22 protein-coding genes are annotated in these 22,489 nt (G+C 36.2%); all 22 read left to right on the plus strand.

The features are described 5' to 3' along the window. Window positions 1–6: 6 nt before the first annotated feature. Complete coding sequence (locus AC04Q1_RS04070) at window positions 7–1,266, plus strand: ABC transporter ATP-binding protein (protein WP_478362062.1); 1,260 nt, start codon at window positions 7–9, stop codon at window positions 1,264–1,266. Further along, window positions 1,245–2,075: a hypothetical protein gene (locus tag AC04Q1_RS04075; protein ID WP_478362064.1), complete on the plus strand. Its 831-nt coding sequence runs from the start codon at window positions 1,245–1,247 to the stop codon at window positions 2,073–2,075. The genes AC04Q1_RS04070 and AC04Q1_RS04075 overlap by 22 nt, the downstream gene beginning before the upstream one ends. Further along, entirely contained in the window at window positions 2,072–2,998 is a 927-nt protein-coding gene (locus AC04Q1_RS04080) for a hypothetical protein (protein ID WP_478362066.1), read from the plus strand. The genes AC04Q1_RS04075 and AC04Q1_RS04080 overlap by 4 nt, the downstream gene beginning before the upstream one ends. A gap of 22 nt (window positions 2,999–3,020) precedes the next feature. Further along, window positions 3,021–3,815, plus strand: coding sequence for a glycosyltransferase family 2 protein (locus tag AC04Q1_RS04085; protein WP_478362068.1), 795 nt, complete (start codon window positions 3,021–3,023; stop codon window positions 3,813–3,815). A 32-nt stretch (window positions 3,816–3,847) separates the two neighbouring features. Further along, entirely contained in the window at window positions 3,848–4,867 is a 1,020-nt protein-coding gene (locus AC04Q1_RS04090) for a hypothetical protein (RefSeq protein ID WP_478362070.1), read from the plus strand. 90 nt (window positions 4,868–4,957) lie between these two features. Next, window positions 4,958–5,731: a glycosyltransferase family 2 protein gene (locus tag AC04Q1_RS04095; protein ID WP_478362072.1), complete on the plus strand. Its 774-nt coding sequence runs from the start codon at window positions 4,958–4,960 to the stop codon at window positions 5,729–5,731. Between the two features lie 38 nt (window positions 5,732–5,769). After that, window positions 5,770–6,618, plus strand: a complete 849-nt coding sequence (locus tag AC04Q1_RS04100; RefSeq protein ID WP_478362074.1) for an alpha-1,2-fucosyltransferase — start codon at window positions 5,770–5,772, stop codon at window positions 6,616–6,618. Between the two features lies 1 nt (window position 6,619). Then, window positions 6,620–7,276, plus strand: a complete 657-nt coding sequence (locus AC04Q1_RS04105; RefSeq protein WP_478362076.1) for a glycosyltransferase family 25 protein — start codon at window positions 6,620–6,622, stop codon at window positions 7,274–7,276. A 1-nt stretch (window position 7,277) separates the two neighbouring features. Further along, a complete protein-coding gene (locus AC04Q1_RS04110) occupies window positions 7,278–8,591 on the plus strand; it encodes a glycosyltransferase family 4 protein (protein ID WP_478362078.1) in 1,314 nt (437 codons plus the stop codon). After that, on the plus strand, window positions 8,588–9,526 hold the full coding sequence (locus AC04Q1_RS04115) for a glycosyltransferase family 2 protein (protein ID WP_478362080.1): 939 nt from the start codon (window positions 8,588–8,590) through the stop codon (window positions 9,524–9,526). The genes AC04Q1_RS04110 and AC04Q1_RS04115 overlap by 4 nt, the downstream gene beginning before the upstream one ends. Then, window positions 9,519–10,478 (plus strand): glycosyltransferase family 2 protein, encoded by a 960-nt coding sequence (locus AC04Q1_RS04120; protein WP_478362082.1) that lies wholly within the window; start codon window positions 9,519–9,521, stop codon window positions 10,476–10,478. The genes AC04Q1_RS04115 and AC04Q1_RS04120 overlap by 8 nt, the downstream gene beginning before the upstream one ends. Next, window positions 10,475–11,443: a glycosyltransferase family 2 protein gene (locus tag AC04Q1_RS04125; RefSeq protein WP_478362084.1), complete on the plus strand. Its 969-nt coding sequence runs from the start codon at window positions 10,475–10,477 to the stop codon at window positions 11,441–11,443. Before AC04Q1_RS04120 ends, AC04Q1_RS04125 begins: the two co-directional genes overlap by 4 nt. Next, a complete protein-coding gene (locus AC04Q1_RS04130; protein WP_478362086.1) occupies window positions 11,433–12,464 on the plus strand; it encodes a glycosyltransferase family 4 protein in 1,032 nt (343 codons plus the stop codon). Before AC04Q1_RS04125 ends, AC04Q1_RS04130 begins: the two co-directional genes overlap by 11 nt. Continuing rightward, window positions 12,458–13,171, plus strand: a complete 714-nt coding sequence (locus tag AC04Q1_RS04135; RefSeq protein WP_478362087.1) for an FkbM family methyltransferase — start codon at window positions 12,458–12,460, stop codon at window positions 13,169–13,171. The genes AC04Q1_RS04130 and AC04Q1_RS04135 overlap by 7 nt, the downstream gene beginning before the upstream one ends. Next, the gene (locus AC04Q1_RS04140; RefSeq protein WP_478362089.1) at window positions 13,159–14,382 is read left to right on the plus strand and encodes a glycosyltransferase family protein; all 1,224 of its coding nucleotides are present in this window, start codon (window positions 13,159–13,161) and stop codon (window positions 14,380–14,382) included. Before AC04Q1_RS04135 ends, AC04Q1_RS04140 begins: the two co-directional genes overlap by 13 nt. Further along, window positions 14,379–15,662, plus strand: a complete 1,284-nt coding sequence (locus AC04Q1_RS04145; RefSeq protein WP_478362092.1) for a glycosyltransferase — start codon at window positions 14,379–14,381, stop codon at window positions 15,660–15,662. Before AC04Q1_RS04140 ends, AC04Q1_RS04145 begins: the two co-directional genes overlap by 4 nt. Then, on the plus strand, window positions 15,656–16,732 hold the full coding sequence (locus AC04Q1_RS04150) for an acyltransferase family protein (RefSeq protein WP_478362094.1): 1,077 nt from the start codon (window positions 15,656–15,658) through the stop codon (window positions 16,730–16,732). Before AC04Q1_RS04145 ends, AC04Q1_RS04150 begins: the two co-directional genes overlap by 7 nt. 170 nt (window positions 16,733–16,902) lie before the next feature. Next, window positions 16,903–17,910, plus strand: a complete 1,008-nt coding sequence (locus AC04Q1_RS04155; RefSeq protein ID WP_478362096.1) for a glycosyltransferase family 4 protein — start codon at window positions 16,903–16,905, stop codon at window positions 17,908–17,910. Continuing rightward, a complete protein-coding gene (locus tag AC04Q1_RS04160) occupies window positions 17,903–19,006 on the plus strand; it encodes a glycosyltransferase family 4 protein (protein ID WP_478362098.1) in 1,104 nt (367 codons plus the stop codon). Before AC04Q1_RS04155 ends, AC04Q1_RS04160 begins: the two co-directional genes overlap by 8 nt. Window positions 19,007–19,077: 71 nt before the next feature. Next, window positions 19,078–20,424 carry a hypothetical protein gene (locus AC04Q1_RS04165; protein ID WP_478362100.1) on the plus strand — a complete coding sequence of 449 codons (1,347 nt, stop codon included), beginning with the start codon at window positions 19,078–19,080 and terminating at the stop codon, window positions 20,422–20,424. 1 nt (window position 20,425) lies between these two features. After that, window positions 20,426–21,637: an XrtY-associated glycosyltransferase XYAG1 gene (locus AC04Q1_RS04170; RefSeq protein WP_478362102.1), complete on the plus strand. Its 1,212-nt coding sequence runs from the start codon at window positions 20,426–20,428 to the stop codon at window positions 21,635–21,637. After that, window positions 21,634–22,488 (plus strand): glycosyltransferase family 2 protein, encoded by an 855-nt coding sequence (locus AC04Q1_RS04175; protein ID WP_478362104.1) that lies wholly within the window; start codon window positions 21,634–21,636, stop codon window positions 22,486–22,488. The genes AC04Q1_RS04170 and AC04Q1_RS04175 overlap by 4 nt, the downstream gene beginning before the upstream one ends. Window position 22,489 lies beyond the last annotated feature (1 nt).

Consider the following 22,489-nt stretch of genomic DNA (forward strand, 5'->3'; position numbering starts at 1 on the left):
TTTAAAATGTCGAACATCGCTGTTAAAGTAGAAAATCTCTCCAAAGCATACCAATTGGGGCAGATCGGAACTGGCACAATCAGCCGTGACCTGGAGCGGTGGTATGCCCGTATCCGTGGCAAAGAAGATCCTTTTTTACGCGTTGGCGAAAACAATAATCAGCATACCAAAAGCGAAAGTGATATCGTTTGGAGTTTGAAAGATATCAATTTCGAAATCGAACAGGGTGATGCGGTTGGAATAATCGGCCGGAACGGTGCTGGCAAAAGCACCCTACTCAAAATTCTCAGTAAAGTTACCGCCCCCACTACTGGCAAAATCAGTGGAAAGGGTAGAATTGCAAGTTTATTGGAAGTGGGTACTGGCTTTCACCCAGAACTTTCCGGGCGCGAGAATATCTTTTTAAATGGTGCCATTTTAGGTATGCGGAAAAAAGAGATACAGCGGAAATTAGAAGAGATCGTATATTTTGCCGGCATAGAACGATATTTAGATACACCTGTTAAACGTTATTCTTCAGGAATGTATGTTCGTTTAGCCTTTGCTGTAGCTGCTCATTTAGAGTCTGAAATTTTAATTGTGGATGAGGTTTTAGCTGTGGGTGATGCTGAATTTCAAAAAAAATGCCTGGGAAAAATGGATGATGTTAGTAAGGGCGAAGGGCGAACCGTATTATTTGTTAGTCACAATATGGCCAGTGTAGAACAATTGTGTAAAAAAGGCATATATCTATCTAATGGAAGAATTCAAAATACGGGCGATATTAACCAAATTATTGATGATTATACTAATTCCGAAAACGCGAACAACTCCTCATATGAATCAAAAATCAATAAACAAGACGGGAACTTTTTAAAAATAGACCTGTTTGAAGAATCGGGTAAAAAAGGAAATATCTTTTTTAATGAAACAAAGCCTTATTTATTGATAAAATATCAATTAGGTGAAAATGTAAATAATTTTAATGTTGGAATTATCGTTTCTAATTCCTTGAATGCGAACATATATTCCTCAGCCGATACGGATTTGAACCCATCATTAACGTCATTAAAAAAAAGTGGCGTATACCATGTCAAAGTTCCATTAAGTATTTTGAACCTTAACAATGGAAATTATAAAATCACCCTTTTAATGGGTATTATTAATACAACCTTATTTGACGAGGTATCATTAAATTTCACAATTCAGAACAACAATTATCTAAATACCGGCCATAGAGGTGGTATGCTATTAAATATCGTAAAATGGGATTACTTACAAGAATAAAGCAAAAGCTTAAACGTATTGTAAAAAAAGAAAAAAAACTGAAGTTAAATACTTTAGAAATTGACCTTATAAAAAAGAAAAACAGAAATTCACTGAAAGAAATTCAAAACTGGATTAATGATGATGATTTCGAAAAATCTTTTTTTAATTATGGTGTCCCAGATTTTGTTAAACCATTATTGAACCGTGAAATTGGCAATGAAACTACCTATACCGATTTGCTGCTTTATTTTAGCAGGCATTTAAATGCTCCAAAATATTTAGAACTAGGGGTATCTGTCGGTAAAAACTTTTATCAAATCGCTGAAGGACTGGAAAACTCTTTTTTAATGGGTTTTGACATTGAAGATATCAGCAGCCCACTGAAAAATAAATTCAATTTTGTAGAAACTGAAAGCTGGAAAGGGCCCGAAACTTCATTAAGAAACAGGGAGTTTGAGTTAACGAGCTATCATTACAAATCTAATAAAATAAAATATCTGGCAGGCGACATATGGGATGAGGCATCATGGATGAAATTATCAGGAAATAAATTTAACATTCTTTTTTCAGACGCACTTCATACTCCCGAAGCACTTTTATGGGAATATCAAATGTTAAATAAATACCAACTTTTAGATGAAAAATTCATCATCATTTGGGATGACCTTAATAACGGGTTAGAAAAGTCATTTCAGCAGATTGCCAAAAATTTGATCAACGATAAAAAAGTGAACTCAAAGAATGTTTCTCTACTAAAAGTTAATGGCTGGCTTGGAGAAAACGAAATCCCACATGATATTGGTCTAATCACAAATATTGTTTTATGATGAATGTGACTTTAGTTAATTTATCTAACGATTTGTTTAATACCAGTCGAAGCAGACTTAACCTATCTGCTAAAAATATAGGTATCAACCAGATTAATTCTTATCATTTTGACGACTTAAAAGGAACCGAATTCTTCTCGAACAATGAGGAAATACTGGCATACCCAAAAGGTATGGGTTATTGGCTTTGGAAACCATATATTATACTTGAAAGTTTAAATAAGCTTAAAGAGAACGATATTCTTGTTTATTCCGATTGTGGAATAGAACTGATCGATGATATTCAGCCAATCACCCAATTAATTAATAATCAATCTATTATATTATTTGGCAATGCCAATCATCAAAATTATATGTGGACCAAAAGAGACTGCTTCACTTTAATGGATTGTGATACTGAAGAATATTGGTATGGTCCGCATGTGGATGCAGCGTTTATCCTGTTAAAAAAGACCGATTTCACCATTAATTTTATTAAAGAATGGTTACAATTTGGACAAAACAAAAACATCATTACCGATTTGCCAAATGTTACCCTGGAGAATCTGAATGGCTTTATAGAACATAGATGGGACCAGTCTATATTATCCGTTTTAGCCCAGAAACATAAATTAAATCTCTATCGGATGCCTACTCAATTTGGCAATCATTACAAGACTCACAACCTGAGAATAAAAGGTGAATTTAATTGCGTAAATCAAGCTGATAAAACAGAGACAAACTATTATACCACTATTCCCTACTATAATTCACCTTACTTACAGCTTTTGAACCACCATAGGTTTAAAGATGCCGAGGCTATAGTAGAAGATTTACACTTATCAGATACTAAAGTAAATAAAAACCCGGCGGTGATTAATCCTTTAAAAAAATCAGTAAATAGATTGTTGAGTTATTTTGGCATCAAAATCGTAAGAATATGACCGGTTAATGCTTTATTCTTGCATGTTCAGTATTATAATTCCAACATACAATTCATCTGAAACATTAAAAAAATGTTTGGAAAGTATTTTAAACCAATCCTACGAAGACTTTGAAATACTTATTATGGATGGGAACTCAAATGATTCAACTGTTCGAATTGCTAAAAATTATGATCACGATAAGATAAAAATTTTCTCGGAGAATGATTGTGGCGTATACGAGGCAATGAATAAAGGGATAAAGACTGCTAAGGGAGAATGGCTTTATTTTTTAGGGAGTGATGACGAATTATACGAGGATCTTATCTTAAAAAAAATCGCAGATTTTTCTAAAGGTAATTCTAAAATTATATACGGGAATGTTATGGTCGATCGGGATGCTGGATGGGCCAAAAACGGACAGGTATATGATGGCTTTTTTAGCAAAGAAAAAATTATCCAGAATAACATCTGTCATCAATCGATTTTTTATCACAAAGATGTTTTCAATTCAATTGGTTATTATAATCTAAAATATCCTATAAATGCAGATCATGAGTTCAACATAAGAGCTTGTGCCCATTTTGAATTCCGGTATATAGACTTAATCATTGCCAAATTTAAAGGTGGTGGCTTAAGTTCTAATCCTGATCGGCTATTTAGAAGTGACGTTGATAACATCGTTATTGATCATCATTTAAATTTTTTACACAGATTACGGTTAAGTAATAAAAAAATATTAAAAAGAGTTATTTACAACTTTATAAGGTTTAAACCCGTTATCGCTGCCCGTATTTTAATTGTTCTAATAAAAAAATACTTAAAAATTGAAAAATAATTTGAAACGCCTGGAAATCTTGATTAAAAAAAATGAACACTAATCATCTGGTTGTATTTACTATATGTTCTAATAACTACTTAGCTCAGGCAACTGTTTTGGGTCGAAGTATCAAGGAAAACAATCCTGACATCGTGTTTCAAATATTCTTATGTGATGTAAAGAGCTCGAAGATTGATTATAACACATTGGATTTCGACATCGTCGAAATTTCAACTATCGAACCGGATATAGTGCAAATGGCAAAGAAATATAATATTGTAGAATTGAACACTGCAGTTAAGCCCGCTATTTTCAAATATCTTTTTGACCGTAAAAACGTTGAAAAAGCAATCTATTTAGACCCAGATACATGTGTTTTTGACAGTTTAGCCTTTATAGAAGAGGAATTGAATCATCATTCTATAATATTCACACCCCATATACTTACACCGATCCAGAGAGATGGTAAAACACCTGACGAAAACTTATTTTTAAACTTCGGCAGTTTCAATCTGGGGTTTCTTGCCTTGAAGAATGATATTAACAGTTCTGGTTTATTAGAATGGTGGAAAGCCCATACCTATGAGAATGGATTTATTATGTCAGAAAAAGGAGTCTTTGTAGACCAATTGCCTATGAATTTAGCGCCAATATTCTTTGATGGGGTAAAAGTTCTAAAATATTTTGGGTGCAACATGGCGCCCTGGAATTTACATGAAAGATTTTTAACTAAAGAGGGAAAAAAATACACTGTAAATGGTACAGAAAAGTTAGTATTCTACCATTTCAGTTCTTTTACCGTTGATAAAAGTATACTCCCTAAATGGCTTAATAGATTTGTTTTAGAAGACAGGGATGATTTAGCAGAGATTTATAAGCAATACAATGCAAATGTGGTAAACTCACATTTTTATACTTTTTCTAAAATCGCCTCTTCTTATTCATTAATCTACGAGGAGGAAAGAGTGTTAAACCGAAAATTGAAGTGGCAACAAACTTCGGCCCTAAAAAAGACCTTCAGTTATTTAAAAAAAATCATCCCCCAATCACTAAAAAACAGGCTTAAGTAAATGATGTTGGTGAAAGATCAATATCAAATATTTAATATTTAAAAAAATGAAATAGTGATGCTTAACAAAATAATATAAACTTTTATTAGCTTGAAAATCTCCATCATCACCGTAAATCTTAATAATTTAACAGGACTAAAACAAACGGCCGAGAGCGTATTTAATCAGTCATCAAAAGATTTTGAATATTTAATTATAGATGGAAATTCTACCGATGGAAGTAAAAAGTATGTAGAGGAGATCTCGGATAAATTAGCCTATTGGCAATCTGAAAGTGATTCGGGCATCTATGACGCCATGAACATAGGAATTAAACATGCAACGGGTGAATATTTAATCTTCTTAAATTCCGGTGATATTTTTTTTAACGACGATGTAATAAAAAATGTTTTAGATCTGCTGGTTGAAGACATTGTTTATGGCGATATAGAAATCGTAGATCCCAATAAAAAATACATATTTTTTACTCCTAGCACACTGTCTTTTGGCCATTTTGTTAACAATAATCTGCCTCACCAATCGGCATTTATTAAAAGAGAATTGTTCAGTAAGTACGGATTGTATAACGCTGACCTTAAAATTTGCGCAGACTGGACTTTTTTTTTAGATGCCATATTCATTTACAATGTTTCCTATTTACACGTACCGATAACTATTGCCTCATTTAAAACCGATGGAGTAAGTTCACTTGCAGAAAACAACCAGATTATTTTTGTAGAGCGGGATAGTCATTTGATGAAAAAATATTCAGCATTCTTAAGTGATTTTAGAACAAATGAACCGATGATAGCTAAATATAAGGCACTAAAAAATTCCAGGGTTGTAAAAATCTTATCAATCGTCTTCAAACAATTAAGGTTCTAACTAATGAGTTTTTTCTGTAATCAGCAACCAGGATATAAATGATAATTGTTAAATTAAAAGGTGGGTTGGGAAACCAGATGTTCCAATATGCGGCAGCAAGGGGCTCAACAGAAAAAACGATCTATTTAGACTTAACGTTTCTCGAAAGGAATAATCAAACTACCGAATCATTTACTGCAAGAGACTATGAATTAGCTATTTTTGAGAAATTAAATGCTAAGAAATTAAATGGTCTTATAGCAAGAATACTATCTCATACAGGCAGGTTTGCTTTTTTAAAAAAAGTATTGCCCAAACGCTTGGGCAACTTTATAATTTTGAACGATAATAGTTCCTCACAAATAGATGAAGGAAACAATTACATTTTAGATGGTTACTTTCAAAATGAGGATTTCTTTTTAAAAAATGCTATCTCTATCAAAAATGCATTTACCTTTCCAAAGCCGTCAGATTCTGTTATTTCCATCGCGAATGAAATAATCGGAAAGCACAATCCGGTAGCAATTCATGTGAGAAGGGGTGATTATCTCAACTTATCCATTAGTCACCATCATCCCGTGCTAAGTATAGAATACTATAAAAATGGAATAATAAAGCTGAACAAGAAATTAGAAAATATCTCTTTTTACATTTTTTCTGATGATCCAGCATGGTGTGCCTCTGCTTTTGGATTTTTAACTTCAGACTATAAAATAATAAACGAAACGAATACAGATTGGGAGGCGATATACCTTATGTCTATCTGCAAGCACAATATAATAGCAAACAGTAGCTTTAGCTGGTGGGGAGCCTGGTTAAACAATAATCCGGAAAAAATCGTAATTGCTCCGGAGAACTGGTTTCCGGCCTTGCCCAACCCTGCCTCAAAAACCTGGATTAAGATTTAATATGGAAAATTTGGATAAATATTTCGATGAAATTTATTGCATAAACTTAGCAAGGAGGCATGATAGAAAGAGGAGTTTTGAAAAAAACTATAAGAATTTAGGCACAAAAAATGTAACATTTTTCGAAGCTTGTGATGGTAACGACATCGAAGATGCGGAATGGCAATTTTCAAAAGGTGCCTTGGGTTGCAGGTTGAGTCATTTAACGATATACAAAGAGGCGATACGTAAAAAGCACAGCAAAATCTTAATTCTGGAGGATGATGTCATCATCAAAAAACAATTTACTAGAGATTTAAATGCTATCATTTCGCTAGTTGGAGACGATTATGATATGATTTATTTTGGCGGATTTAATTTTCTACCTCCTAAACCAGTTACTAACCATATTCTACGATTACAAAATACATTGGCCCTTCAAGCAGTTGCAATAAATGCCCGATGTTTAGATGCTTTGATCAGAAAAGTGGAAAACGATAAAAGATCAATAGATTCAGTTATCGCAGACTTACATCCCCAACTTAAAGTTTATGGTTTTACAAAAGCTTCTACTGTTCAAAGGAAAGGATACAGTGATATCATGAATAAAAATGTAAATTATACCGGTACATTTTTAGGAAAACTATACCTAAAGATAAATCAATTTATAAAAAACTGATTTGAAAATCCTTTTTATCCTTCCCGAATATTATCCCCATTCCGGAGGGGGTATTTCTACTTATTATCTGCATTACATCAAAGCATTAAAACCGCATGTAAAGGAAATAAAAGTAATTGTAGGCAGTGGTTACACTCAATCAAATGAGAGCTATAATTTAGAAGGGCTGAACATCGAATATCTTAAACCTGAACTATATCAAGATCAATTAGAGAAATTTAGCCGATTTGATTTATTACCAGAATATAAAAAGAATGTAGCTGCAGCATGGGCAATGTGGGAACAGGCAGGCCGGGGTAATGGCTTCGATCTGGTAGAATGTACTGATTTTGGACTGGGGTTTATCCCTTGGTTAGTTAACCATCAGATCCCCGTAATCACCAGGTTACACGGCAGTTCGGGGCAGATAGAAATGTTTGAGCCTGATCTTAAAGAAGGTTTATCAGGCGATCTATTCAGGCATACAGAGCTCAATCTACTTAAACATGCCGACCGATTAATTACGCACAGCGTAGCCAATCAAACATTTTGGAAAAATATTCTAAATCAAGAGGTGATACGGATCCCACCGGTATTTCCCCTGCTTTTCACATCAATCCCTTATCCCGAGAAAGCGCATTTTGGCATAGTAGCTGGTAGAATCCAAGAATGGAAAGGGCCAGATATTTTATGTAAAGCCATACAAGCATTAGGTAATGAAGATATTTTGATCAAATGGTATGGAAAAGATACCAATTATGATAATAAAGAGTCCAAATCAACGCAATTAAAAAATGAATACCCTGCAATATGGGGAACAAAGATTATTGCCCATAAACCTATTGAGCATACAAACCTTCAGTTCATCCAACAAAAAGCACTATATGCGATTATTCCCTCTACATGGGATATGTATAATTTTACGGGTTTAGAGTACATGGCTGCAGGTACCGTATTAATCTGTTCGGATGGTGCCGGTGTTTCCGAACTCATTGAAGGTGGCATAAATGGTTTCAGGTATCAAAAAGAAGATCCTCTTGCTTTAGCCAATTGTATTAAAAAGGTACGGACGCTCAGCAAAAATGAGTACGAATCTATGGTCATAAGTGCCAGGAACACGCTCACTAAAAAGTTATGCACTCTGGCATTGATAGAAGAAAATTTATTGGAGTATAAAAAAGCAAGTAAACAATTTATTCCGACAAAGGCTAATGACTATCAAATTTCGCTGTTTCAGCCATCTGAAACTAAACATCGGATTGATGAACTTCTTGATAAGCAGCCTTTAAAGAAATTAATTACTTACCTGCTTAAAAGAATCAGGAAAAAAATATGAGTACCATAGCTTTATGTATTCCTGCTTATAATGCAGCTTGGTGCTTACCCCGATTATTAGACTCTGCATTAAAACAATTTATCCCTTTTGATGAAATATTAGTTTATGATGACTGCAGTACCGATGCCACAAAAGAAGTGGCAAAACGCTTTGGTGCAACAGTAATTGAAGGAGATATAAATCGTGGTTGCTCTTATGGAAAAAATAAATTAGCTGAGCTATCAGATGCGCATTGGCTGCACTTTCATGACGCCGATGATGAATTGATGCCTAATTTCACCACTTTAGCGCATAGATGGATTGAAAAAGAAAAATGTCCTGATGTGATTCTTTTCGACTATCAATGCAAAGATAATCTAACTAAAGAGGTGATAGATGTAAGAAGGTTTGATTCGCAAGCATTAAATGAAGACGCCATTGCTTACGCACTGTCAGAACAGATCAATCCATTTTGCGGGCTGTATAAAAGAGAAAAATTTTTAGAAGCTGGTGGTTATGACTGTGATCCACTCGTACTTTTCAATGAAGACTGTGCTTTCCATATTTCACTTGCCGTGCACGGACTTTCTTTTGACAGCGAAAAGGAATTGAGTATTATCAATTATTTTGTACCCGGTTCCATGTCACAAAGCAGTTTACATCAATGTGCTGTGGCCAGATTCCATGTTTTAAATAAAGCTGCAAAAAAAACAAATGCCAGATATCATCAAATTATTATAGATCAACTGTATAGATGTGTTTCAAGTCTGTCTGCTTTCCAAGATTGGAAAAATATAACCAAAGCACTGGCTTTATGTCGAAAGCTCGGCCGGTATTATTCATCAAATGGTAATCTAGCATTTAATTTTATGACCAAAATGAGCCCGTACTTTACCGTATGGGTTCGTGAAAAAATTATAAGATTGTTTAAACCACATCTAAGAAGGAATGCCTAGTCCATTAGTGTCCATTTGCATTCCCTGTTATAATGCAAGTAAATTCATTGCCGAAACTATCGAAAGCATCAGTATTCAAAGCTATGGAAATATTGAGGTCATCATTGTGGACGATGGATCTACTGATAATAGTGTAGACCTTATTCTGAAAATTAAACAGAAATATTCCGAAGCAAAAATTTCCCTTTATCAACAAAAAAACAAGGGACAATGCCATGCAGCCAATACCGCCTTTAAAAATTCGAATGGAAAATATATTAAATTTATTGATGCCGATGATCTAATCAATCCCGGGCATATAGAAACTCAGGTTTGTGCTATTGAAAAAAATGACAACCATATTGCTGCCGGCCAGGTTAAAAGGTTTTACAATAACAATATTAAAAACGCATTGGAAGAAAAACTGGCAAACTGGAAGGATTTAAAACCGATTGACTGGCTACTGATGGATAATGGAAAAGGATTGGGCATGATGCAATGCGGCATGTTCCTGATTCCCAGGAATATACTGGATACGGCCGGTTTATGGAACGAGGAGCTTTCGTTGATCAACGACCTAGAATTTTTTCCCAGGATATTGTTAGCTGCCGATAAGGTTATTTTTACCGAAGAGGCCAAAGTATTCTACCGAAGTGGTACAACTAATTCTCTATCGAACATACTAAGCAGAGAGGCGTTAAATTCTGCTTATATGGCACTTTGCCTTACAAGCAGTAGGATACTGGCTTTTGAGAACTCCGATCGGTCACGTAAAGTGATGGCCAATTACTGGTCTTTATGGGCCTATCACTTTTATCCTAAAAGTAAAGCGCTTTTTATTTCTGCGAATGATCAGATTGTTAACCTTACAGGTAAGAAATTTAAACCGCATCAAAGCGGTTTTACTAAAATCCTATCGTACATTTTGGGCTGGAAACTAACGAAACGGCTCAAAGATATTTTGCCCCCATGATTTTAAATCAGTTTCCGCTGATTTCTGTTTGTATCCCCTGCTATAACGCTGAAGCTTTTATAGAGGAAACCCTACAGGCATTCATCAACCAAACCTACAGAAATTTTGAAATTGTGATTGTAGATGACTGCTCTACCGACGGCAGCTTAGCCTTGTTGCAAAGGATTGCACCCTCCGATTCCAGAATAAAAATATTAATGCGCACTGAAAATGCCGGGGCAGCAGCAGCCAGAAACCTGGCATTTGAAAATTCGACAGGAAAATACATTGTATTTTTCGACGCAGACGATCTGATCACGGATGTTTATCTTGAAAAACAGGTAAAATTAATAGTTAACCATCCCGATACCATTATTGCCTGTGAATTGCAGGAATTTTATAATAACGACATCAGTAATACCCGTGAAAATCCCTCTGCAATTAAACAATCACTACCTGCCATCGACTGGCTTATGGCCGACCATGCCAAAGGATTAAATCTCACACAATGTGGTATGTTTTTAATTCCAAGAACATTAATTGAACACTCGGGAACATGGAATGAGCAGCTCTCCTTAATTGATGACTTCGAATTTTTCCCCAGATTGCTATTGAAAGCTAAGTTTATTGTTTACAATCCAGATGTGAAAATTTATTACCGGCGTGATGTACAGGCCTCACTTTCCAATATCTCAGGTGAAAAAGCACTTAAATCTGCATTCGATGCATTGTGTGCAACAACAAAACTGCTTTTGGCATACGAGAACAGCCCACGGGTTCAACTGGCCCTGGCTAATTATTGGCGTGGTTGGGTATATCATTTTTATGGTAGCAACACAGCTTTTTATCAATATGGTATTAATCAGGTGAAAGTACTTACGGGGAAAAAATATTCACCGGACAATAAAGGGGTTACGGGGATATTAGATAAGATTATTGGCTGGAAACTTACCAAAGTTATTAAAAATAAAATGCATGCGAGATAAGTTGCGGATAGCCATCATAGCAGATCCTTACTTACCGATTCCTCCCCAAGGATACGGTGGTATTGAGCGGATAATTGATTTTCTGATCAACCATCTGCTTGAAAAAGGACATGAAGTAATACTTATCGCCCATCAGGGATCAAAAGTACCAGTTCCATTAATTCCATTTTCAGATCAGAACAGTAAACTAAAACACTTATATAATACCATAACCATTAGTAAACTGAAACGGTTTAAGCCCGATATCATCCATAATTTCGGTCGATTGGCATATCTTATTCCCTTCTTAAGGTCTCGAACACCCAAAATTATGTCTTATCAAAGGGAACCTACCTTATCGCAGATTAAAAAGGCAGTATTATTAAGTAAGATGAACTCACTAAGCTTCACAGGTTGTAGTGATTACATTTCCAACCAGATTAAGCCCATAGCTGATACGGTAACCATTTATAACGGCTTCCCGCTCAATACCTATAATCCAAATTTTGATCCCGATAATAACGCCCCACTGGTTTTTTTAGGAAGGCTGGAACATATTAAAGGTGTGCATGTGGCAATAGAAGTAGCAGTTAGAAGTAACAAAAGACTGATCATTGCAGGTAACATTCCGGATGGAGAATCAGCATATTTTAAAGCTCAAGTCGAACCGCACCTTTCGGAGGATATCCAATATGTAGGAACTGTAAACGACGGTCAAAAAAACGAAATGTTAAGAAATGCCTCTGCCCTGTTGATGCCAATACTATGGAATGAGCCTTTTGGGATTGTTATGGCAGAAGCAATGGCCTGTGGAACTCCCGTTATAGGACTAAACAGGGGCTCTGTACCCGAAGTAATCCAGGATAACATTACAGGTTTTATCTGTTCCAACGTGGAAGAAATGGTTATAAATGTAGCTAAGATCAAAACTTTATCAAGAGAGAAGGTCTACGAAACTGCCATGCTTAAATTCAGCAGTAAGGAAATCGCAGACCAATACATCCAATTGTACCAAACTAAACTAAAAAAATCAACATGTTAGGATCATTGATACCAAAAATACTGAAAGATTATCTGAAAGAAAAAATAGGCGTCCCCAATATGTTCAGCAGCTTTAAACACATGAAAAAGCTTGGTTTCGAACCTCAGTTTATATTGGATATCGGGGCTTACGAAGGAGAATGGTCAAAAAAGATGAGCAGTATATTTCCTGCCGCAGAAATCATGATGATAGAAGGCCAAACGGAAAAGGCCACGATCCTAAATGAAATATGCAAAACAACAACCAAATTCACTTTTGAAACAGCTTTATTGGGTGCTACAGACGAAGAAGTAAAATTTAACAAATATGAAACTGCCAGTTCCATTTTAAAAGAAAACAATATTACAAATGCAATAGTTGAAACCAGAACTTTAAAAACACTGGATTCAATCGTTGATCAAAAAACTATTGTAGGGCCTGTATTATTAAAGATCGACACACAAGGTTACGAATTGGAAATATTAAAAGGAGCAACCCGTTTTCTCAAAAAAGTTGATGTAGTTCTTTTGGAGGTTTCCATGCTCAATATTTACATAGATTCTCCTTTAGTTGATGAAGTGATCGTTTTTATGAAGGAAAAAGGCTTTTATCTCTATGATATCTGTTCCATTATCAGAAGACCATTGGATGGCGCCCTTTACCAATCTGACTTTATTTTCGTGACCAAAAGCCTCCTGAACAGAGATAGTAATAAATGGAGCGCCTAAAACACATCGTTTTAATTACATCAGGCCAACCCACAACCAACCCCAGATTGGTAAAGGAGGCTGATGCACTTTGCGAAGCAGGATACCAGGTAACCGTATTATACCAATACCTAAACAAATGGGCAACAGCATGTGACGAAATATTGCTAAAGAAAAAGCGATGGTCGGCGGTTCAGGTTGGCGGCAGTCCCTTTTCGAACAAATTCATTTTCAATTTCACCAGAGCCATCCGCAAGTTAGCTTATATAACAGCCAAATATGGTAGTTTTAAATCAGGAATAGCCGAGCTGGCTATGGGCCGGTGCCTGATGTTACTTTATCGATCTGCCATAGCAATTCATGCAGATCTTTATATCGCGCATAATTTAGCCGCACTACCTGTTGCAGTAAAAGCTGGCAAGTACCATCATGCAAAAGTTGGATTTGATGCGGAGGATTTTCATCGATACGAACTATCAAATTCTCCGCTCGATCTGGATGTTAGGCTAAAAATATACATTGAAGAAAAATATATACCCCAATTAACCTATCTAACCGGCGCAAGTCAGGAGATATCAAAAAAATACAGTCATCTTTTCAAGATAGAAGTGCCCACAATCCTAAATGTTTTTCCAAAAACAGATCAATCATCGCAGCCCAATTTTGAAAAGCCATTAAAACTCTTCTGGTTTTCGCAAACAATAGGTCCCAACCGTGGGATAGAAACCATAATTGAGGCCTTAAACCTGGTACATTTCCCTTTTGAACTGCATCTGTTAGGGAATCCACAAGAAGATTTCTTAACTAACTGTTATACAAAAGCCAATTTTAATCTTAATTGCATTCATATACATCAGCCAATCAGCCAAAATGATCTATTTGCTTTTTCCAGTCTTTTTGATGTCGGTTTGGCAACAGAAAGTGGTTTTTCTATTAATAATGAACTGGCCCTCAGCAATAAAATATTCACCTACATACAATCAGGGCTGTCTGTTATTGCAAGTAATACAATAGCCCAGGAAAAACTGTTAATAAGATATCCACATATCGGGCTGCTGTTTGAAAAAAACAATGCCCATTCTTTAGCTGAAATGTTAAAAAAATACAACAACAACAGGACACTTTTGAACCAGCATAAAGCTGGTAATTACGAACTGGGGCAACTCACATTAAACTGGGAAAAGGAGCAAAATCAATTCTTATCAATCATTAACCAAACAATGGACTTTTGAAAAAGGTATTGATCGTTTCACCGCATTTCCCTCCAAGAAATGCAGCAGATATGCACCGGGTAAGGCTCAGTTTACCCTATTACGAAAACAATGGCTGGCAGCCAACCGTTGTTTGTGTTGATCCGCTTTATTATGATGTTGCAGAAGATCCCTTACTATTAGAAAGCATCCCGAGCCATATTAAAATCCATGAGGTAAAAGCCTTTCAAAAAAAATGGACCAGTAAGTTTGGGCTTGGAAGCCTCGCATTAAGGTCATTTCTTTTTTATAAAAAGTATGTGGATCGTTTGTTAAAAAAAGAAGCTTTTGATCTTATATTTTTCTCAACAACCGAATTTCCAATTTGCATTTTAGGGAACCATTGGAAAAAAAAATTCAATATTCCTTATATTATCGATATGCAGGATCCATGGCATAGCGAGTATTACCAAAATAAGCCCAAAGCCCAGCGCCCTCCTAAATATTGGTTCTCCTATAGGCTGAATAAATATCTTGAACCTATTGCCATGCGAAAGGTTAGCGGTATAATGAGTGTATCTGCCGCTTATATCGAAGAGCTGAGGCAAAGGTACAGTGAAGTGAAAAAAATTCCTACTGCTGTGATTACCTTTCCCGCAGCAATAAAAGATTTTGAAATTGTTGCTGCACACAAAAGGTATTTAGCCACGCCATTACTGGATAATAATACCATCAACCTGGTTTACATAGGCCGGGGCGGACATGACCTTAAAGAAGCAGCCAAGCTTCTTTTTGAAAACTTCAATTCACTTTTACGAGAAAGGGCCAAGTCGTTCGAAAAATTTAAATTTTATTTTATCGGCACCAGTTATGCGCCAAAGGGCACCGGCATTTCGACCATTAAACCAGTGGCAGATCGTATGGGACTGGCCGGGCATGTTCATGAACAGACAGATCGAATTTCATACTTTGAAACTCTATTCTATCTGTCTAATGCTGACGGACTTGTTATATTGGGATCTGATGATCCGGGTTATACAGCAAGCAAAATTTACCCTTACATCCTTTCAAAGAAACCTATATTGGCTATATTTAATTTAAAAAGTAGCGCCGCAAAGATCATTCAGGACTGTAATGCAGGCAGTGTAGCAGATGTTCTGGATAAGGTGCAGGCAGAAAAAATAATCCAGGACTTTTTAAACAACATCGCTACCCCCAACTTTGTTCCCCGACAAACGAATATGGAAAGTTTTTCCATTTACTCGGCTGAAGCACTTACCCAAAAACAATGTGATTTATTTAACCGGACCGTTGAATGCTGATTGAGGGAAAATTAAAAGTAAGTAGAATTACCTCTTTAGATGGCTTTCGTGCGCTGGCTGCAATTGGTGTGTGTTACATTCATTGCTGGTCTTCATTTGGGAATCCCCAGATAAATTTATTTGGCTTCGATTTTTCAAAAATATTTGCACTTGGTGGAAATGGTGTAGACCTCTTTTTTGTAATCAGTGGTTTTATCATGTACACCAATTATGGAACTAAAAATTATTCAGTAAAGCAGTTCCTGATCAAAAGATGGGTTAGGCTCTCGCCTGCATTTTATACCGCATCTATAGTGTACATCTCATTTTTGTATTTTAAAAACACCGATTTTCCGGTTCTTAAAAGTGCTTTTACCAGTATATTCTACCTTAATAACGTTTTGAGCAAATATAACAGTGCCGGCTTATTTTGGACCCTGAGTTTAGAATGGCAATATTACCTCATATTTCCAGTATTCACCTGGGTTCAGGGCCTAAAAAATTTTAAAACTGCCTTCATTACATTTGTATGTATATTCACCATAATTCCCTTAACTATCATAATTTTGTCTCCTCTCGATGCTTCACGCCTCACAGATCAGATTTTATTCAGGTTTTTAGAGTTTGCTTTTGGTATGCTGGCCGGAAGATTTTTTCACAAAAATAACAAGGATAGAAAAATAGATATTCTGCTGTTCTTCCCGTTATTGGTTATCGTTTATCTAGGTCGTTTTTTGATCTCCAAGAACGTTTTAGAAATATTTGCAACATATAATAGCTTTATTAAATGGGTAGGGTTCTCGGTCATGGGATTTGGATTTGCAGCAATCTTATATTGGGGCTTACATCAAAAATGGTTAACCAAAGTATTTAATTTCACAGGATTATCATATCTCGGCAAACTATCCTACAGTTTTTACTTATGGCATGGGTTGGTTGTACAACTATTTGCCCAATATGTTGTTAAATACGGTTTACTGCCTATCACAAACTTGTTTATCACATTCATTTGCACCCTCGTTTTCTTAGTTCCGATCTCCTTGATCAGTTACCGTTATTTAGAAAAGCCTTTCTTGCATTATAAGAGATGAAGAAAAAACTCGCAGTCATTATTACCCACCCCATCCAATACTTTACACCTGTTTTTAAACAGCTGGCACAATATTGCGATCTTCAGGTTTTTTATACCTGGGGCACAGCTGCGCAGGGGCAAAAATTTGATCATGATTTTCAACAGGAAATTGCCTGGGATATTCCACTTTTGGAGGGTTACTCCTATACTTTCTTAAAAAACACAGCCAAAGAACCAGGCTCACATCACTTTTTTGGTATTCAGAATCCAGATATCATAGCTGCTATCAAAATTTTTGATCCACATGCTATACTTATTTATGGATGGGCTTACCACAGTCACTTAAAAGCCCTTCGTTATTTTAACGGAAAGATCCCATTATGGTTCAGGGGAGATTCTACCCTCTTAGATGTTATGCCTTTTTGGAAGAAAATATTAAGAAAAATCTACTTAAAGCTAATTTACAAGATGGTTGATAAAGCATTTTACGTAGGGAGTGCGGGCAAAGCATACTTTTTAGCCTACGGATTAACCGAAAATCAACTTGTATTTGCGCCGCATGCTGTAGATAATCATCGTTTTGCGGAAAACAGAAGTGATGAGGCTAATGCTTTGAGACAAAAACTCGCCATTGGAAGTGAAGATATCTTAATATTGTTTGCCGGAAAGTTTGAACCAAGAAAAAATCCGCTGTTATTGCTCAATGCTTTTATAGAAACCGCTGCTCAAAATGTCCACTTATTATTTGTTGGGAATGGCATTCTTGAATCCGGGATGAAAGCGGTGGTTCACAATATTAGCTCACAAAACAGTCTGGACCATATCCCAGATCAGGTTCATTTTATGGATTTTCAAAACCAAAGTAAAATGCCGGTATGTTATCAGGCCTGCGATCTATTCTGCTTAACCTCAAGCAGCGAAACCTGGGGTTTATCCATTAATGAAGCAATGGCAGCCGGCAAGGCTGTGCTGGTATCTAAACAGGTTGGTTGCGCCCCAGACTTGATAAAAAACAACAAAAATGGATATGTCTTTAAAAATCAGGTTGAGCTTAGTGCATTAATAAAACAAATCGTTGGAAACAAAAAGCTTTTGGCGGATATGGGAAAAGCCTCCAGCCAAATCATTAAAAATTGGTCGATTGAGAAGCAGGTTGCCGCCTTTACCAACGAACTTGAAAATTTAAAGAATGGCTAAAAGGATATTGGTATTTTGTGGGGCTCATATTATTGCCGGAGTAGAAGTGGTAACACTTGCTTATCTCGAAGCACTTAAAGATTTAGGGGTTGAGATTTATTGCATTACCAGTGCCTGGGGGAATGGGGCATTTAATGAACGGTTAAAGGCACTTGCTATTCCCTATTCCTGTATTAAACTCGGATTTATATATCCGAGAAATATAAGATGGACTTTAGATACTTTATTCCATCTCCCCTTTGCAATAAAAGAGATCAGGAAAGTGATCAAGGACTTTAAACCCGATTTATGTTATCACACCTCTTTCAGAACGATATTTATGACCTGTTTCTTTGTAAATACCAAACATATCTATCATGTACATGATTATACAGAACCAAATCCTTTTAATAGATTCATTTTAACGCGGATCCAAAACAAGACCCGCCAGTTTATCACAGTATCTGAAGCAACAGCCCAAAGCTTAATCGAATGTGGTATAAGAGCTGAAAAAATAATAACCTTATATAATGGCACATCGGTGCTACCTGAAAAACATACTGTAGATAATTTTGAAAAACTGAAAATTGGTATTGTGGGTCAAATTGCAGCGCACAAGGGTCATGAGCTGTTATTCCAGGCTCTGGGAGAACTTAAAAAAGACAATAACATTAAATTTCATTTGAAAATTTTTGGTGCGGGTGAAGTCAATTATATTGAGAAGCTTAGGCAGAGTGCTCAAAATAAAGGCATTGAATCTAATATCAGATGGATGGGGTATAAAGCTAGCTTAGATGAAATCTACACTGATCTGAATTTACTGGTTTTACCTTCAATATCTTTCGAATCATTCGGAATGGTTATTATTGAAGCTGGGATCAGGAGTGTTCTTGTTCTATCCACAGATAATGGTGGGCCGGCTGAAATTATTGAAGACCAGCATACCGGCATCTTATTTCAATCCAATGATGTTAATGATTTAAAAGAAAGATTAGTATCTATTGCAAATAATGGCGTAAAAAACAACTATTATATAGCAAATAATTACCTTAGGATTTCCAACGACTTTAACATCAAAACACAGGCAGGGAAGCTATTAAAGATCATTTACAATTAAAACAATCACATAATTTGTTTAAAGACGCTATAAAATTAGGTCCAACGCTGTTAGGTTTAATCTTTATTCTTTTGTTACTGAGCTTATTTAGCACTAACCCGCTAACTACTTTCAGTGCCATTTTATTTGTTCCAGTAACCGCTAAACTCTTATGGAAGAAAGGAGAGATTCCGATTTTATTTTTTGGTATATTTCTGCAGTGGGTGCAGGTATCTGTAAAAATCCTCTATGCATCCTTCATCTCTCTACCCTTTCAAAACCTGTTCACCAATCCCCTCAAAATTGAAGAAGCCTTCTATTATAGTTTATTTGGATTATTGTTGATAAGCTTAGGCATTAATCTTGCCACGAGGGAAACCAAAATAATTTCATTTAAAAACCTTGGGGTAAGTACAGCACGGTATGATAAAAAGAAAATCATGTATGCATACATCTGTGCAATCATTCTGTATCCCATCTTATTAAATGTAGCAGGAAGGTTTGGAGGCTTATATCAGCTTATTATTAAATTGCTTGATCTGAAATGGTCAATTTTTGTACTGTTCTTTCTCATTTCATTTAAGGATCGGTCACAAATGAAGCAAAAATTCCTTCTTATTTTTTCATTGGAAATCGTTCTAAGTTTTACCGGTTATTTTAGCGCTTTCAAAGAATTTTTTGTTATCGGTTTTATATTATATTTATTTGTTAATGAAAAACTAACCAAAAAAGAATATTCTTTCATACTATTTGCCGGCATTATTTTGTTTAATATGCTGATCGTGTGGCAATTTATCAAACCTCAATACAGATCATATCTCTCTGGTGGGAAACAGGCTCAAATCGTCTCTGTATCCAAAACAGATGCTTTAACCAAAGCGATTGAACTAGGAAATTCCATCGATCAAAACAAATACCAGGATGCAGTTACCGCGCTAATCGACCGGACTTCATATATCGACATTTTTTCAGGATCAATTTCCTACGTTCCTACTTCAAGGCCACATGAGCATGGGCGTTTATGGCTTGATGCCATTGAAAGGGTATTTATGCCAAGGCTTTTTTTCCCGGATAAGACTGCAATAAACGACTCGGAAAAAACAATAATGTATACTGGATTGGGCTTTGCAGGTAGTGAGCAGGGAACTTCTATCAGTATGGGCTATGTAGCAGAAACCTATGTTGATTTTGGATTTCCATTCATGCTTCTGCCACTATTCCTATTCGGATTACTTATCGGTTTTATGTTTAAATATATTGTTCATCATTCTTTTAACAATATCTGGGGAGTCTGTTTGGTTATTCCATTATTTTTTCAGATCAGCACTTTTGAATTCGCGCTTGATAAGATCGTTGGGAGTCTAATTACATTTTTCATTATTTACCTACTGATCAATAAATTTCTGGCTAAGAGAATTGATCAATACATCAGGCAATAACTTGAAGATAATCCACATCACAGCGTCTTACAAACCGGCTTACATATATGGAGGGCCAATACAGAGCGTGGCGAAGTTGTGCGAAGCGTTAGCCGCGTTGTGCAACAAGCGTGCGGCGAAAAGCAAAGTCGACCCACTGGTTTTAACCACCACTGCAAATGGAACATCTGAATTAGATGTAAGCATAGGCAAAGCTGTTTTGGTTGAGGGTGTACAAGTAACCTATTTTAAACGTTGGACTAAAGATCATAGTCATTTTTCGCCTGGGTTGTTATGGAGTTTACGGAAAGAGATACTTCCGTACATTCAGAATGACAAACCTATAAACGCTAACCCTGTTGTACACATTCATGCCTGGTGGAACTTGGTTTCTGTTTTAAGTTGTTGGGTAGCGAAATGGTACAGCGTACCTGTGGTGCTCTCGCCAAGGGGCATGCTTACCGTTTACACACAAAATAATCGCCATTCGGTCTTTAAAAAGCTGCTTCACTATATCATTGGTAAAAAACTATTGAAATATTGCCACATCCATGCCACCAGTGAGCAGGAAAAGCGCGATATCCTTGAGATCGTTACGCCAAAAAGTATTACAGTGATACCGAATTTAGTGAATTTAGCACCAGGAGCAGCAAGTATTGAGTCTCAAGTATTGAGTTCAGATAAACCTAAATCATCATCTTTCAAACTTATTTTCCTTTCGCGTATTGAAGAAAAAAAGGGGCTGGAGCTGCTCTTCGATGCTTTATCACAATTAGATATAGACTGGGCGCTCACCATTGCAGGCTCGGGAAAGGAAGGATATGTGAAAAGCTTAAACCTATATGCGCAAAACTTAAGCATTAATCAACGTATCAATTGGATCGGACAGGTTTCTGATCAGGATAAATATATGTTGATGGCTGAACAAGATTTTCTGATACTTAGTTCTTATAATGAAAATTTTGCCAATGTAGTGATTGAAAGTTTAAGCGTTGGAACACCTGTTTTAATTTCGGACCAGGTGGGTTTAGCTGATTATGTAAACGATAAGCAATTGGGCTGGATCTGTAAACTTGACGCTAATGATATTAAAACAGCACTATTAAAAGCTTTTGATGATCAAGAAAAAAGAGAAAACATCAGGCAGTTTGCCCCAGAAATAATCCGTAAGGATTTTAACGATCAGGCTCTGGCTAAACGTTATTTAGAGTTATATAAAAGTTTGGCCCATTGAACAGCGAATTCAGTTTCATCATCTTAACCTTTAACGAAGAGGTCCATCTGCCCCGCTTACTGGAATCTATTAAAGATTTACAGGCTAAAACCTTCATTCTGGATAGCGGAAGTACCGATCATACTTTAAAAATAGCTGCCAGCTATGGCGCTGAAATAAAAAGTAATGCCTTTATCAACCATCCCAAACAGTGGGATTTCGCACTAAAAAAATTTGATATTATCACCCCCTGGATAATCGGGCTGGATGCCGATCAAGTTGTAACGCCAGAGCTTTTCGATCAACTTCAAACATTTAAGGGTGCGGATTTCGAAGGAATAAACGGGATTTATTTCAACCGCAAAAACTATTTTCAGGGGAATTGGATCCGCTATGGAGGTTACTACCCTATTTATCTTTTGAAAATGTTCAGAACAGGCATCGGCCATTCGGATCTGAGTGAGAATATGGATCACCGTTTTATTGTTCCCGGCAAAACGCTAATCTGGAAAAAGGGACATTTGTTAGAAGAAAACCTTAAAGAAAACAATATCGATTTCTGGTATAAAAAACACGAAAAATACAGCGAACTAATTGCTCAGGAAGAAGTGGAACGGATGCAGAAGCTACGGACACAAACGTTAAAACCAAACCTTTGGGGCAATCCAGATGAAAAAAAGGCATGGCTAAAAAGACTTTGGTGGAAACTCCCTTTGGGCATAAGGCCATATTTATATTATAGCTACCGCATGATTTTTCAGTTGGGTGTGCTTGACAGTAAGACGGCCAGAAAATTTCATTATCTTCAGGGACTTTGGTTCAGAAAACTGGTAGACAAGAAAATTCAAGCCTTAAAAAGGCAACTTCAGTAAT

It is taken from the genome of Pedobacter humicola, from assembly GCF_056490705.1.